Raw genomic sequence first — 12,632 nt, 5'->3', positions numbered from 1 at the left:
GGTGCGGCGGGGTGGGCTGTCCACCCTGTGTCCGCCCACGATATCCCCCCTTTTCGGGCACCCACTTGTTACCGCCGAGTAAGGGCCTACACCCTACTGACGAGTAACAAGAGAGGGATACGCCACGCTGCCGCCGGGCACGAGCCGTGGGAGAGTCGGGACAGGAGGTAAGTTACCCGTCGGTACCTTACTGAGCGGTAACACCGTCCCGCCGGGACGGGTGCGAGCACAGGAGGTCGCAGAAGGCCCATGAACATCGTCGTGCTGATCAAGCAGGTGCCGGACACCTGGTCGGAGCGCACGCTCTCCGACGCCGACAAGACGCTCGACCGCGCGTCCTCCGACGCGGTGCTCGACGAGATCAACGAGCGCGCCGTCGAGGAGGCGCTCAAGATCAAGGAGGCCGGCGACGCCGAGGTCACGGTGCTCACCGTCGGCCCGGACCGCGCCACGGACGCCATCCGGAAGGCGCTGTCGATGGGCGCGGACAAGGCCGTCCACGTCAACGACGAGGCCATCCACGGGTCGGACGCCGTGACCACGGCGAAGATCCTGGCCAAGGCCATCGGCACCGTCGACGACGTGCAGCTCGTGCTGGCCGGCAACGAGGCCACCGACGGCCGCAGCGGCGCGATGGCCGGCATGCTCGGCGAGGTGCTCGGCTGGCCGTCGCTGACCCACGCCAACGCGCTGACCGTCGAGAACGGCACCGCGAGCGTGAAGCGCGAGACCGACGAGGGCACGTGCGACGTCACCGCGTCGCTCCCCGCCGTCGTGAGCGTCGGCGAGAAGATCAACGAGCCGCGCTACCCCTCGTTCAAGGGGATCATGGCCGCGAAGAAGAAGCCGGTGAGCGCGATCGGCATCGCCGACCTCGGCCTCGACGCCGGCGAGGTCGGTCTGGCCGGCTCGCTGGTGCAGGTCGACTCCTTCGCCCCGCGGCCCCCGAAGTCGGGCGGCCAGAAGGTCGAGGACGAGGGCGACGGCGGCGCGAAGATCGCCGAGTTCCTCGTCGGCCAGAAGCTCATCTGATCACCCCCGACACGAAGAGGAGAACCCATGGCTGAGGTCCTGGTCCTCGTCGACCACGTCGACGGGGAGATCAAGAAGAACACCTACGAGATGCTCACGGCGGCCCGCCGCCTGGGCGAGCCGTCGGCCGTCGTCGTCGGCACGCCGGGCACCGCGGCGAAGCTCGCCGAGGGCCTCGCGGCCCACGGCGCGGAGAAGATCTACGTCGCCGAGTCCGACGACGCCGTGAACTACCTGTCGACCCCGCAGGTCGACGCGCTGGCCACGCTGGTCGAGCGGGTCTCCCCGCCGGCCGTGCTGATCCCGGCGGGTGCCGACGGCCGCGAGGTCGCCGGCCGCCTGGCCGTGCGCACCAACTCCGGCTGGCTCAACGACCTCGTCGATGTCGACGGCCAGCGCGAGGGCACCCACTCGATCTTCGGTGGCGCCTTCACCGTGCAGTCCCGCGCGACCACCGACACCGCGGTGATCTCGTGGCGCTCCGGCTCCCTCGAGATCGAGGAGCAGGCCGGCGCCGGGACGCAGGAGAACCTCGACGTCCCGGCGATCGACGAGTCGAAGTCGGCCAAGGTGTCCAACCGCGCGCCGATCGTCGGCGGCGACCGCCCGGAGCTCACCGAGGCCAACGTCGTCGTCGCCGGCGGCCGCGGCGTCGGCTCGGCGGAGAACTTCAACGTCGTCGAGACCCTCGCGGACTCGCTGCACGCCGCGGTCGGCGCCTCGCGCGCCGCCGTCGACTCCGGCTACTACCCCAACCAGTTCCAGGTGGGGCAGACCGGCAAGACGGTGTCGCCGCAGCTCTACATCGCGCTCGGCATCTCCGGCGCGATCCAGCACCGCGCCGGCATGCAGACCTCGAAGACGATCGTCGCGGTCAACAAGGACCCCGAGGCCCCGATCTTCGAGATCGCCGACTTCGGTGTCGTGGGCGACCTCTTCTCCATCAGCCCGCAGCTGTCGGAAGAGGTCCAGAAGCGCAGCTCGTAGGCGCGCCTGCTGTCCTGACCGAAGGGCCCCCTCGCTCGACCGGTTCGAGCGAGGGGGCCCTTCGCTCACATCCCTAACGGCGCGGCGTGAACGTCAGCGGGAGGTGGGTCAGCGCCCAGGTCGTGCCGATCTCCTCGACGACGGCCGCCGGGTCCTCGACGGCGATGTCGTCCATCGCCGCGAGCACCTCGGAGACGGCGACCTTCAGCTCGGCGCGCGCCATGTGCATCCCCACGCACAGGTGGGGCCCGAAGCCGTAGGCCATGTGCCGGTTGGGGCGCCGGTCGATGTCGAGCTCGCCGGGCCGGTCGAAGGTCCGCGGGTCGTGGTCGGCGCCCGCCCAGTTGAGGTAGACGCGCTCGCCGGCGCGCAGCAGCTGCCCGCCGATCTCGGTGTCGGCGAGCACGGTGCGCGTGTGCGAGCGGGTCGGCGTGGCGAGGCGCATGAGCTCCTCGAGGGCGTCGGGGATGCGCTCGGGGACGCGGCGCAGCTCCTCCTGGAGCTCCGGGTGCTCGGCGAGCAGCAGGAGCACGAAGCTCATCGAGCTGGCCGTCGTCTCGAAGCCCGCGGGCAGCAGGATCACGCAGTAGTCGAGGATCTCCTCCTCGGTGAGGGGACGCCCGTCGACGGTCGCGGTGGTCAGCGCGGTGACGAGGTCGTCGGCGGGCTCGCGCCGCTTGGCCGCGGCGAGGCCGGTGAAGTACGTGTAGATCTCGTCGGCCTGGTCGCCGCCCTCGGCGCGCCCGCGGACCAGCGCGACGGCGAGGTCGGCGAGGCGCTCGCGGTCGGGGCCGGGGACCCCGAGGGCGTCCATCAGCGCGTGCGCGGTCATCGGGTTGCACAGCTCGCCGAACACCTCGCAGCGGCCGCGGTCGACGAAGCGGTCGATGAGGTCGCGGGCGATCGTGCGGTAGGCAGGCTCCTTGTCGGCCTGCACCGACCGCGACAGCAGCGGGGCGATGATCTGCTTGTACTGCCGGTGCAGCGGCGGGTCGGACTCCATCGGGATCATCGGGCGCGCGTTGCCGAAGTGCTGGAGCAGCACCGGGAACGCCGAGAAGGCGGAATCCTCCCGGCGGTGCAGTTCCTGCAGCTCGGCGTAGCCCGAGACGGTCCAGATGCCGTCGCCGAACCCGTCGGTCCACGTCACCGGGCACTGCCGGGCCATCGCCCCCGCGACCCGCACGTACCGGCCGCGGGTGAGGGTCTCCGACAGCGGGTCGAAGTGGTTCCGGAGGTGCTCGGCGTCGTCGTGGGCGCCGGCGGGGCACCGCGGCGCCCAGTAGCCGGCCGTCCCGTCGTCGGCTGTCTCGTCGCTCACGTCTCGCGTCATGCGACCTCCGGCGCCGGGCGGGCGTGACCGGCCGCGACGCTAGTGCGCCCGGCGCTCGATGACCACGGCGTGCCGCGTCCGTACCGATCGGGGGAGACCGGCGGTGCACGAGGGGATTACGCTGGCCGGTCGATGACCTACCTCGACCACGCGGCGACCACGCCGATGCTGCCGGAGGCGGCGGCCACCCTGACCGAGGCGCTCTCGCGCGTCGGCAATGCGTCGTCGCTGCACTCGGCGGGGCGGCGGGCGCGGCGCGCGGTCGAGGAGTCCCGCGAGACGATCGCCGAGGCCGTCGGCGCGCTGCCGTCGGAGGTCGTGCTGGCGACCGGCGGCACCGAGGCCGACAACCTCGCGCTCAAGGGCCTGTACTGGGCCCGGCGGGCCGCCGACCCGCGCCGCACCCGCGTCGTCGTCTCCGCCGCCGAGCACCACGCCGTCCTGGACGCGGGCGAGTGGCTCGCCGAGCACGAGGGCGCGGTCCTCGACCTCCTGCCGGTCGACGCGCAGGGGCGCGCGGACCCCGCGTCGCTGAAGGCGCTGCTCGCCGACCACGGCGACGAGGTCGCCGTCGTCAGCGTCATGTGGGCCAACAACGAGGTCGGCACGGTCAACGACATCGCGGCGCTGGCCGAGGTCGCGCACGCCAGCGGGGTGCCGCTGCACACCGATGCCGTGCAGGCCGTCGGCGCGGTGCCGGTCGACTTCGCCGCCAGCGGCGTCGACGCCCTCTCGCTGACCGGGCACAAGCTCGGCGGCCCCGTCGGCGTCGGCGCGCTGCTGCTGCGCCGCGACACGGCGTGCACGCCCCTGCTGCACGGGGGCGGGCAGGAGCGCGACGTGCGCTCGGGGACCCTCGACGTCCCCGGCACCATGAGCCTCGCGACCGCGGTGCGCGCCGCCGTCGCCGACGTCGAGCGGCGCCGGGCGACGATGACGACCCTGCGCGACGACCTCGTCGCCCGCGTCGTGGCCGAGGTGCCGGACGCGCAGCTCAACGGCGTGCCCCTCGACCGGCCCGGCGAGCGCCTGCCCGGCAACGCGCACCTGTCGTTCCCGGGCTGCGAGGGCGACAGCCTGCTGATGCTGCTCGACGCCCGGGGCATCGAGTGCTCCACCGGCTCGGCGTGCACCGCCGGCGTCGCCCGCCCCAGCCACGTCCTGCTCGCCATGGGCCTCGACGAGGACCTCGCGCGCGGCTCGCTGCGCTTCTCCCTGGGCCACAACTCCACGGCCGCCGACGTGGACGCCGTCGTCGAGGCGATCGGCCCCGTCGTCGAGCGCGCGCGCCGGGCCGGGGACGCGCTGGCGCGGTCATGAGGTGCGCTGACGCGCTCGTGAGCACTTCTGAGTGCCAGAGCACTCAGAAGTGCTCACGTGCGCGGAGCGCACCGTGAAGGTCCTCGCCGCGATGAGCGGCGGTGTCGACTCGGCGGTGGCGGCCGCGCGGCTGCGCGACGCCGGGCACGAGGTCACCGGTGTGCACCTCGCGCTCTCGGCGAAGCCGGCGACGATGCGCGAGGGCGCCCGCGGCTGCTGCTCGGTGGAGGACTCCCGCGACGCCCGGCGCTGCGCGGACGTCCTCGACATCCCGTTCTACGTCTGGGACATGGCCGCGCGGTTCCGCGACGACGTCGTCGAGCCGTTCGTCGCCGAGTACGCCGCGGGCCGCACGCCCAACCCGTGCCTACGGTGCAACGAGAAGATCAAGTTCACCGCGGTGCTGGAGCGCGCGCGGGCGCTGGGCTTCGACGCCGTGGGCACGGGGCACTACGCGCGCCTGGACGACGACGGCGTCCTGCGCCGGGCCGCCGACCCCGACAAGGACCAGTCCTACGTCCTCGGCGTCCTGCGCCCCGACCAGCTCGCCGGCGCGCTCTTCCCGCTGGGCGACAGCCCGAAGACCGAGGTGCGCGCCGAGGCCGCCGAGCGCGGGCTCGTGGTCGCGGAGAAGCCCGACAGCCACGACATCTGCTTCATCCCCTCCGGCGACACCCGCGGCTTCCTCGCCGAGCGGATCGGCGAGGCGCCCGGCGAGATGGTGGCCCCGGGCGGCGAGGTCGTCGGCCACCACCGCGGCGTCCACGACTTCACCGTCGGCCAGCGCCACGGGCTCGGCATCTCCCGCCCCGCGCCCGACGGCCGCCCGCGCTACGTGCTCGGCCTCGAGCCGGTGAGCCGCACGGTGCGCGTCGGGCCGGCCGAGGACCTCGACGTCACGTCGCTGCACGCCACCGACCCGGTGTGGCTGGCGGAGCCGCCGACCACGTGCGTCGTGCAGGTCCGCGCCCACGGCGGGCTCGCGGACGCGACGGTGCGCCTCGACGCGGACGGCGTCGACGTCACCCTCGACGCGCCGCTGCGCGGTGTCGCGCCCGGTCAGGCGGTGGTGTTCTACCGCCCCGAGGACGGCGGCGACGTCGTGCTCGGCAGCGCGACCATCACGTCCACCCGCCGCTGACGCTCCTTCGGTGATCCTCTTCGGTATCACCTCAGGAGTAGAATCGGGCGCAGGATGACGACGAACTGCATCGGGTGCGGCCGCGAGATCCCCGCGGAGCGCGCCGAGCTGGGATACACCTACTGCACGGCCCCGGCCTGCCAGGCGCGGTACCGCCAGGGCCCGACGGTCACCGCGGTGGCCGTCAACAAGAGCGGCGACGCCTTCCGTGTCGCCGCCCCCGACGAGATCGCCGCCCGTGCGGCGGCGGGGGAGCTCGCGCCGAAGAACACCGGTCTGGGCACCCAGCACGTCGACACCCCGCGGGTGCCGGCGCCGCGGCGCGCCCCCCGACGTGCCGCGCGGCCGGTGACGCCCGCCTGGACCCCCGCCCAGGAGAACATCGTCCGGCTCTACGCCGACATGGGCCTCTCGCCCCGGCAGATCGCCGAGCGCGCCCGGCAGAACACGCCGCGGCTCGCCGTCACCGAGGCGCTCGCGGTCCGCATCCTCTCGGCACCGCGCCGCTAACCTCCGAGCCATGGGCTTCGAGGCGGAGAACATCCGCGACTGGCAGGGCAAGTCCGTCGTCGACCCCGCCGGCGGCAAGATCGGCACGCTCGAGGCGATCTACGTCGACACCGTCACCGACGAGCCGGCCTTCGCCACGGTGACCGTCGGCATCGTCGGCCGCCGGCGCCTGGCGTTCGTGCCGCTGGCCGGCGCGACGGTCGCGCCCGACCACCTGCGGGTCACCGTCGCCAAGGACCTCGCCAAGCAGGCCCCGTCGATCGACACCGACGGGGAGCTCGCCGCCGAGGACGAGCCGGCGGTGTTCGAGCACTACGGCCTCGCCGCGTCCTCGCCCGGCGCGGCCCGCCGGCTCGCGCGCCGGTGAGTCAGACGATCGCGACCGGGTCCAGCATCGAGCCCGTCGCCCCGTGGATCTTCAGGGGCAGCGCGACGAAGAGGAACTCGTACGCCCCGGCCCGGGCGAGCTCCTCCAGGTAGATGGACTCAAACAGGTAGATCGCGTGCTCGATCAGCAGCAGGCTGTGGACCGGCTGCGGGTTGGCGGGGTCGCCGTAGTCCGGCGGCGGCTGGACCTCGAAGGTCTCGGTGTCGCTGCCCGCGGCCACGACCCCGCGCTCGAGCAGCCACCGGGCGGCCGACAGGTCGGGGCCGGCGGTGGCGTGGCGGGTCATCGCCTCGGTGTCGGGCCAGTGCCCGAGGTAGCCGGTGCGGATGAGCACGACGTCCCCGGCCCGCACGTCGACGCCCTGGTGCGCCGCGACCGCGGCCATCTCGTCGGCGTCCACCACCGACGACCGCGGCAGGGCGTCGACCCCGCGGAAGCCCGGGACGTCGAGCAGGACGCCGCGGGAGACGAACGGCGGCAGCTTCGAGGCGTCGCCGTGGCGCGGGCCGCTGTCGCCGAGGTGCTCGCGCGGGTTGCCGCCGCCGTACCAGTGGTCGTCGTCGCCGATCGTGACGTGGGCCAGCGCGTCGACGTGGGCGCCGCTGTGCGAGGTCGCGCTGAGCAGCTCGGCCATGTAGCCGTAGCCGACGCCGTTGCGCGGGCCCCACGGCTGGGCGCCCTCGGCGCGCAGCCCGCCCGGGGTGCGCGCCATGCTCACCCGGAACGGCGGGTGGGCGCCGAACAGCGGCATGTCGGTGAACCGCGGCACCGCCAGCGAGAAGACCTCGCCGCGCGTGGGCAGCGCCAGCGCGGCGAGGATCTCGTCGGGGCGGCGGAAGGCCGCCGGCCCGCGCTCCGGGTCGACCGCCGTCACCGGTTCCCCTGCGCGTCGGCGATCATGCCGACCACGCGCTCGGGGGTCATGGGCAGCTCGTCCACCCACACCCCGAGCGGGCGCAGGGCGTCGTCCACGGCGCTCGCGATCGCCGTCGGGGCGACGAGGCGGCCGCCCTCCCCGGCGCCCTTCACGCCGTAGGTGGTGAACGGCGAGGGCGTCTCGAGGTGCTCGAGCACGATCTCGGGGACCTCGTGCATGCTCGGCAGCAGGTACTCCCGGAACGTCGGGGTCTCCAGCGCCCCGTCCGTCGCGCCGTAGCCGTACTCCTCCATCAGCGCCGCGCCGATGCCCTGCACGATGCCGCCGACGACCTGCCCCTCGACCAGGGCGGGGTTCATCACGGTGCCGCAGTCGTTGACGACGTAGTAGGCGCGCAGCGTCACCTCGCCGGTCTCCGGGTCGACCTCGACGATCGGGATGTGGCAGGCGTGCGAGACCATCGGGTAGAAGGCGCCGAGGTCGCTGCGGTCGGCCGTGGGCGGCGTGAAGTACGGGTGGTCGTAGGTGTACACCGCCACCAGCCCGCTGCTCTCGGCCTCGTCGGTGCCGTCGTGGAAGAGGTGGGCCTTCATCCCGACCTCGGCCATCGTCATCGACGTGCCCGGCGCCCCCTTCGCGCGGAAGACGCCGTCGACGCACTCGACGTCCTCGGGGTCCATCTCCATGGCGCTCGCCGCGACCCGGATCATCTTGTCCTTGACCGTGCGCGCGGCGCCGCGGGTCGCGCCCGAGAGCATGATCGTGACCCGGCTGCCGCCGGGACCGGCCGAGATCGCGCCGATGGTGGAGTCGGCGTAGGCGACCGAGACCGCGGACGGGTCGATCCCGAACTCCTCGGCCACGACCTGGCTGACCACGGTCTCGGGGCTGTTGCCCCACAGCGGGCAGCCGATCGTGGCGCGGACGCCGCCCATGGCGTCGACGTCGATCTTGCAGCTCTCCGGGGTGCTGGTGGCCGGCAGCGGCGGCTCGTCGTAGAGGAACCACCACTCCGAGGCGTTGTAGCCCGAGCGCTCCTGGCAGCTCGCGAGGCCGATGCCGAGGTAGCGGCCCTCGGCGCGCAGCCGCTCCTGCTCGTCGCGCCACCGGTCGAGCCCGGCGATCTCGAGCGCGCGGTCGAGGACGGCCTCGTAGTCGCCGCTGTCGTAGACGTTGCCCGTCGGGATCTTGTACGGGAACTGGTCGGGCTGGATGAAGTTGCGCCGGCGCAGCTCGACGCGGTCGATGCCCATCTCCAGGGCGGCCTTGTCGACCAGGCGCTCCAGGATGAAGTTGCCCGGGTCGGCGCCCGCGCCGCGGAAGAAGCCCTGCTGGACCTTGTTGGTCAGCACGCACGAGACGTCGTAGCGCAGGCTGCCGATCCGGTAGGGGCCGACGGGCTGGGCCACCGCGTTGCCGTGCTGGCCGTGCGCGAACTGGAAGTACGCGCCGTAGTCGTCGATGATCCGCAGGACGAGGCCGAGCATCTCGCCGTCCTCGGCCAGCGCGAGCTCCGCGTCGTAGATCCGGTCGCAGCCGACGTTGTCGTTCGCCGCGACGTTGTCGGGGCGGTCCTCGAGGTACTGGACGGGCCGGCCGCAGGCCTTGCTCAGCGCCCCGGTGATCGAGACGACCTTGGTGATCAGGTGCTTGCTGCCGAAGCTGCCGCCGACCGTGCACGGGATCATGCGCAGGCGGTTGGTCGGGACCCGCAGGATCCCGGCGAACGCCCAGGGCAGGAAGTTGATGAAGTTGCTGTTCGACCACATCGTCATCGACTCGCTGAACGGGTCCCAGGACGCCACCGCCCCGGCCGTCTCGATGGGGTGGGCGCCCATCCGGTGCCACCGCGCGCTCGAGCGCACGATCGTGTGCGCGCGGGCCAGGTCGCCGTCCACGTCGCCCCAGTCGAGGCTGCGGTGGAAGACGACGTTCGAGTCGAGCGTCTCGTGCACCCGCGTCGCCGCCGGGTCCATCGCCGCGACCGGGTCGACCAGGGCGGGCAGGACCTCGTACTCGACGCGGATGCGCGCGCACGCGTCCTCGGCGATGTAGCGGTCGGTGGCGGCCACGGCGGCGACGGCCTCGCCCGGGAACCGCACGCGGTCGACGGCGATCGCGCGCTGCTCCACCGGCTCGGCGCAGAACGCCGGCATCGGGTCGACGATCTCGGCGGCCCTCGCGCCGGTGAGCACCACGACCACGCCGGGCAGCGCCTCCGCCTCCGAGGTGTCGATCGAGACGATCCGGGCGTGGGCGTGCGGGCTGCGCAGGACCGCGCCGTGCAGCATCCCGGGCAGGACGACGTCGCCGATGAACCCGGCCCGGCCGGTCAGGAGCTTCGGGTCCTCCTTGCGCGCGACGCTCTGCCCCACCCAGCGGCGGGTCTCCGTGTCGGGCCGCTCGACGATGCTCATGCCCGCACCCCGCTCTGCTCGCTCTTCTCGTCGGCCATCAGGCGCCCGGCCGCGCGCACCGAGCGCACGATGTTCTGGTAGCCGGTGCAGCGGCACAGGTTGCCGCCGAGCGCCTCCTCGACGTCCTCGCGCCCGGGTTCGGGGACGCGTTCGAGCAGCTCGCAGGCGCCCATGAGCATCCCGGGGGTGCAGAAGCCGCACTGCAGGCCGTGCTCCTGGGTGAACGCCCGCTGGATCGGGTGCAGCGTGCCGTCGGCCCCGGCCAGCGACTCGACCGTGCGCACCGACGCGCCGTCGAGCTGCGCGGCGAAGACCAGGCAGGAGCGGGTCGCGACGTCGTCGACGAGCACCGTGCACGCTCCGCAGACGCCCTGCTCGCACCCCAGGTGCGTGCCCGGCAGGGCCAGGTCGCCCCGGAGGAGGTCGGCCAGCAGGGTGCGTGGCTCGGTGAGGAGGTCGTGGCGGGTGCCGTTGACGGTGATCCGGATACGGACCTTATCGGGCATCGGTCGTCTCCTTCGGCGAGGTCGCACGGGCGAAGGCGGTGCGCAGGGCGCGGGCGGTGAGCACGCGCGCGAGGTGGCGGCGGAAGTCGGCCGAGCCGTGGCAGCTCGGGATGGGCTCCAGGCCGTCGCCGGCACGGGCCGCGGCCTCGGTGAACGCCGACGGGTCGTCGGCGCCGACGACCGCGGACTCGACGGCGGTGACGCGGACGGGCCGCTGGTCGGCGCCGCAGAGCGCGACCCGCGCCTGCGCGACCCGGCCGTCGTCACCGAGGCCGAGCACCGCGGCGGCCCCGCACACCGGCAGGTCGCCGTGGCGGCGGGTGAGCTCGACGAAGGCGCTGCCGCTCCGGCCGGCCGCGACGGGCACCTCGATCCCCACCACCATCTCGTCGGGCGCGAGCGAGGTGCGGAACGGGCCGGTGAAGAAGTCGTCCGCGGCCACGGTGCGCTCGGCGGCGCGGCTGCGGACCTTGACCAGGCCGTCGAGCGCGAGCAGGGCGGCCGGGAGCTCGGCGGACGGGTCGGCGAACGCGACGCTGCCGACGACCGTGCCGCGGGCGCGCACCGGCGCGTGGGCGACGTGCGCGCCGGCCTCGGCCAGCAGCGGGGCGTGGCGGGCGACCTCGCCGGAGAGCTCGCTGGTGCGCTGCCGGACCGTGGCCCCCAGACGCAGGGTGGACGACCCGTTGTCGCTGGTCACGCCCAGCGAGTCCAGCCCGCGCAGCCGGTTGATGTCGACGACGACGGACGGGCTCACCTGACGGGCGTTCATCATCCGCACGAGGCTCTGGCCGCCGGCCAGCACCCGCGCGTCGTCGCCGTGCTCGGCGAGGAGGTCGAGGGCCTCGTCGAGCTCCCGTGGTGCCGCGTACTCGAACGGCGCAGGCTTCATGGGCACCTCCGGGTGCTGGTCGTGCTCGACCGGCGCCCCGGCGGGCGGGTCGTGGACGGGGGCCGGCGGGGTGGTGGCGTGGTGCCGGCAGCTCGGACCGCAGGGTGTGCCCCAGGTCACACCGGCATCGATGTTGGCCGGTGGTTTCGGACTTAAGCAACGTTAAGCGACCCGCGGCGTCCGAATGGCCCTCACCGCTGCGACGGCCAGGCTTAACGTTGCTTAACGGTCACGGGCGGCCGGACGCTCACGTGCGCCCCTCTCCCGCGACTCGACGTCGAAGGCGGTCGCCATGCCCGCAGCGCGGAAAGTGATCATCACCTGTGCCGTGACCGGCGCGATCCACACGCCGTCGATGTCGAAGTACCTCCCGGTGTCGCCGGGGGAGATCGCCGAGGCGGCCCTGGGCGCCGCGGAGGCGGGCGCCGCGATCATCCACCTGCACGCCCGCGACCCCCGGGACGGGCGCCCGTCCCAGGACCCGGCGCACTTCGTGTCGATCCTCGACGAGCTCAAGCGCCACACCGACGCGGTCGTCAACCTCACCACCGGCGGCTCGCCCCACATGACGGTGGCCGAGCGCATGCGCCCGGCCCGCGAGTTCGTGCCCGAGCTCGCCTCGCTGAACATGGGCTCGATGAACCTCGGCCTCTACCCGATGCTGGGCCGGTTCACCGAGTTCGAGCACGCGTGGGAGCGCGAGCACCTGGAGAAGAGCCGGGACCTCGTCTTCAAGAACACCTTCGCCGACATCGAGACCGTCCTCGAGATCGGGCGGGAGGGCGGCACCCGCTTCGAGTTCGAGTGCTACGACACCTCGCACCTGTACAACCTCGCGCACTTCCGGGACCGGGGGCTGACGCAGGGCCCGCTGTTCGTCCAGACCGTGATGGGGCTGCTCGGCGGGATCGGGCCCCACCCCGAGGACCTCATGCACCTGCGCCGCACCGCGAACCGCCTGTTCGCCGAAGGGCACGAGTGGTCGGTCCTGGGTGCCGGCCGCCACCAGATGCCGCTGGCCGCGATCGGCGCCGCGGCGGGCTCGCACGTGCGCGTCGGGCTCGAGGACTCGCTGTGGATCGGCCCGGGCCGGCTCGCGGAGGGCAACGCCGAGCAGGTCACGAACGTCCGGGACATCCTCGACGGCCTCGGTCTCGAGATCGCCACGCCCGACGAGGCCCGGGCCGTCCTGGGCCTGAAGGGTCGTGACGCCGTCGGCTTCTGACGGC

12 protein-coding genes are annotated in these 12,632 nt (G+C 73.5%); 7 read left to right on the top strand and 5 right to left on the bottom strand.

The window, feature by feature from the left end; all coding sequences use genetic code 11:
- The first annotated feature begins 249 nt into the window (after nt 1-249).
- Both ACFPK1_RS24940 and ACFPK1_RS24935 read left to right on the top strand, forming a co-directional pair.
- Nucleotides 250-1,032, top strand: a complete 783-nt coding sequence (locus tag ACFPK1_RS24940; RefSeq protein WP_378023652.1) for an electron transfer flavoprotein subunit beta/FixA family protein — start codon at nt 250-252, stop codon at nt 1,030-1,032.
- Between the two features lie 27 nt (nt 1,033-1,059).
- Entirely contained in the window at nt 1,060-2,019 is a 960-nt protein-coding gene (locus tag ACFPK1_RS24935; RefSeq protein ID WP_378023651.1) for an electron transfer flavoprotein subunit alpha/FixB family protein, read from the top strand.
- 73 nt (nt 2,020-2,092) lie between these two features.
- Here the strand turns inward: ACFPK1_RS24935 and ACFPK1_RS24930 are convergent, their stop codons facing one another.
- Entirely contained in the window at nt 2,093-3,340 is a 1,248-nt protein-coding gene (locus ACFPK1_RS24930; RefSeq protein WP_378023650.1) for a cytochrome P450, read from the bottom strand.
- 144 nt (nt 3,341-3,484) lie between these two features.
- On the opposite strand from ACFPK1_RS24930, the gene ACFPK1_RS24925 reads away from it, so the two are divergent.
- From ACFPK1_RS24925 to ACFPK1_RS24910, 4 genes are all read left to right on the top strand, one after another.
- Nucleotides 3,485-4,672 (top strand): cysteine desulfurase family protein, encoded by a 1,188-nt coding sequence (locus ACFPK1_RS24925; protein ID WP_378023649.1) that lies wholly within the window; start codon nt 3,485-3,487, stop codon nt 4,670-4,672.
- 73 nt (nt 4,673-4,745) lie between these two features.
- Nucleotides 4,746-5,813, top strand: a complete 1,068-nt coding sequence (mnmA, locus tag ACFPK1_RS24920) for a tRNA 2-thiouridine(34) synthase MnmA (RefSeq protein WP_378023648.1) — start codon at nt 4,746-4,748, stop codon at nt 5,811-5,813.
- 54 nt (nt 5,814-5,867) lie between these two features.
- Entirely contained in the window at nt 5,868-6,323 is a 456-nt protein-coding gene (locus tag ACFPK1_RS24915) for a hypothetical protein (protein WP_378023647.1), read from the top strand.
- 10 nt (nt 6,324-6,333) lie between these two features.
- Nucleotides 6,334-6,690, top strand: coding sequence for a PRC-barrel domain-containing protein (locus ACFPK1_RS24910; protein ID WP_378023646.1), 357 nt, complete (start codon nt 6,334-6,336; stop codon nt 6,688-6,690).
- A 1-nt stretch (nt 6,691) separates the two neighbouring features.
- Here ACFPK1_RS24910 and ACFPK1_RS24905 read toward each other — a convergent pair whose 3' ends face one another.
- Genes ACFPK1_RS24905 through ACFPK1_RS24890 form a run of 4 tightly spaced genes read right to left on the bottom strand, consistent with a single transcriptional unit; the run spans nt 6,692 to nt 11,403 of the window.
- The gene (locus ACFPK1_RS24905; RefSeq protein ID WP_378023645.1) at nt 6,692-7,585 is read right to left on the bottom strand and encodes a cyclase family protein; all 894 of its coding nucleotides are present in this window, start codon (nt 7,583-7,585) and stop codon (nt 6,692-6,694) included.
- Entirely contained in the window at nt 7,582-10,005 is a 2,424-nt protein-coding gene (locus tag ACFPK1_RS24900) for a xanthine dehydrogenase family protein molybdopterin-binding subunit (protein WP_378023644.1), read from the bottom strand. The genes ACFPK1_RS24905 and ACFPK1_RS24900 overlap by 4 nt, the downstream gene beginning before the upstream one ends.
- Entirely contained in the window at nt 10,002-10,511 is a 510-nt protein-coding gene (locus ACFPK1_RS24895) for a (2Fe-2S)-binding protein (protein ID WP_378023643.1), read from the bottom strand. The genes ACFPK1_RS24900 and ACFPK1_RS24895 overlap by 4 nt, the downstream gene beginning before the upstream one ends.
- Entirely contained in the window at nt 10,501-11,403 is a 903-nt protein-coding gene (locus ACFPK1_RS24890) for an FAD binding domain-containing protein (protein WP_378023642.1), read from the bottom strand. The genes ACFPK1_RS24895 and ACFPK1_RS24890 overlap by 11 nt, the downstream gene beginning before the upstream one ends.
- 292 nt (nt 11,404-11,695) lie before the next feature.
- Here ACFPK1_RS24890 and kce point away from each other — a divergent pair, with 292 nt between their 5' ends.
- A complete protein-coding gene (gene kce, locus ACFPK1_RS24885) occupies nt 11,696-12,628 on the top strand; it encodes a 3,5-dioxohexanoate:acetyl-CoA acetone transferase (RefSeq protein WP_378023641.1) in 933 nt (310 codons plus the stop codon).
- Nucleotides 12,629-12,632 lie beyond the last annotated feature (4 nt).

The organism is Actinomycetospora rhizophila (assembly GCF_042657905.1).
Classification (GTDB): Bacteria; Actinomycetota; Actinomycetes; order Mycobacteriales; family Pseudonocardiaceae; genus Actinomycetospora; species Actinomycetospora rhizophila.
The sequence above is the reverse complement of the archived record's forward strand: the minus strand, read 5'-3'. Positions and strand labels throughout refer to the sequence as shown.

Bases quoted from the DNA above. Each gene is read 5' to 3' on its own strand.
- ACFPK1_RS24935 (WP_378023651.1), top strand. From the start codon at position 1,060: ATGGCTGAGGTCCTGGTCCTCGTCGACCACGTCGACGGGGAGATCAAG.
- ACFPK1_RS24910 (WP_378023646.1), top strand. From the start codon at position 6,334: ATGGGCTTCGAGGCGGAGAACATCCGCGACTGGCAGGGCAAGTCCGTC.
- ACFPK1_RS24890 (WP_378023642.1), bottom strand. From the start codon at position 11,403: ATGAAGCCTGCGCCGTTCGAGTACGCGGCACCACGGGAGCTCGACGAG.
- ACFPK1_RS24895 (WP_378023643.1), bottom strand. From the start codon at position 10,511: ATGCCCGATAAGGTCCGTATCCGGATCACCGTCAACGGCACCCGCCAC.
- ACFPK1_RS24940 (WP_378023652.1), top strand. From the start codon at position 250: ATGAACATCGTCGTGCTGATCAAGCAGGTGCCGGACACCTGGTCGGAG.
- ACFPK1_RS24915 (WP_378023647.1), top strand. From the start codon at position 5,868: ATGACGACGAACTGCATCGGGTGCGGCCGCGAGATCCCCGCGGAGCGC.
- ACFPK1_RS24900 (WP_378023644.1), bottom strand. From the start codon at position 10,005: ATGAGCATCGTCGAGCGGCCCGACACGGAGACCCGCCGCTGGGTGGGG.
- ACFPK1_RS24925 (WP_378023649.1), top strand. From the start codon at position 3,485: ATGACCTACCTCGACCACGCGGCGACCACGCCGATGCTGCCGGAGGCG.
- kce (WP_378023641.1), top strand. From the start codon at position 11,696: ATGCCCGCAGCGCGGAAAGTGATCATCACCTGTGCCGTGACCGGCGCG.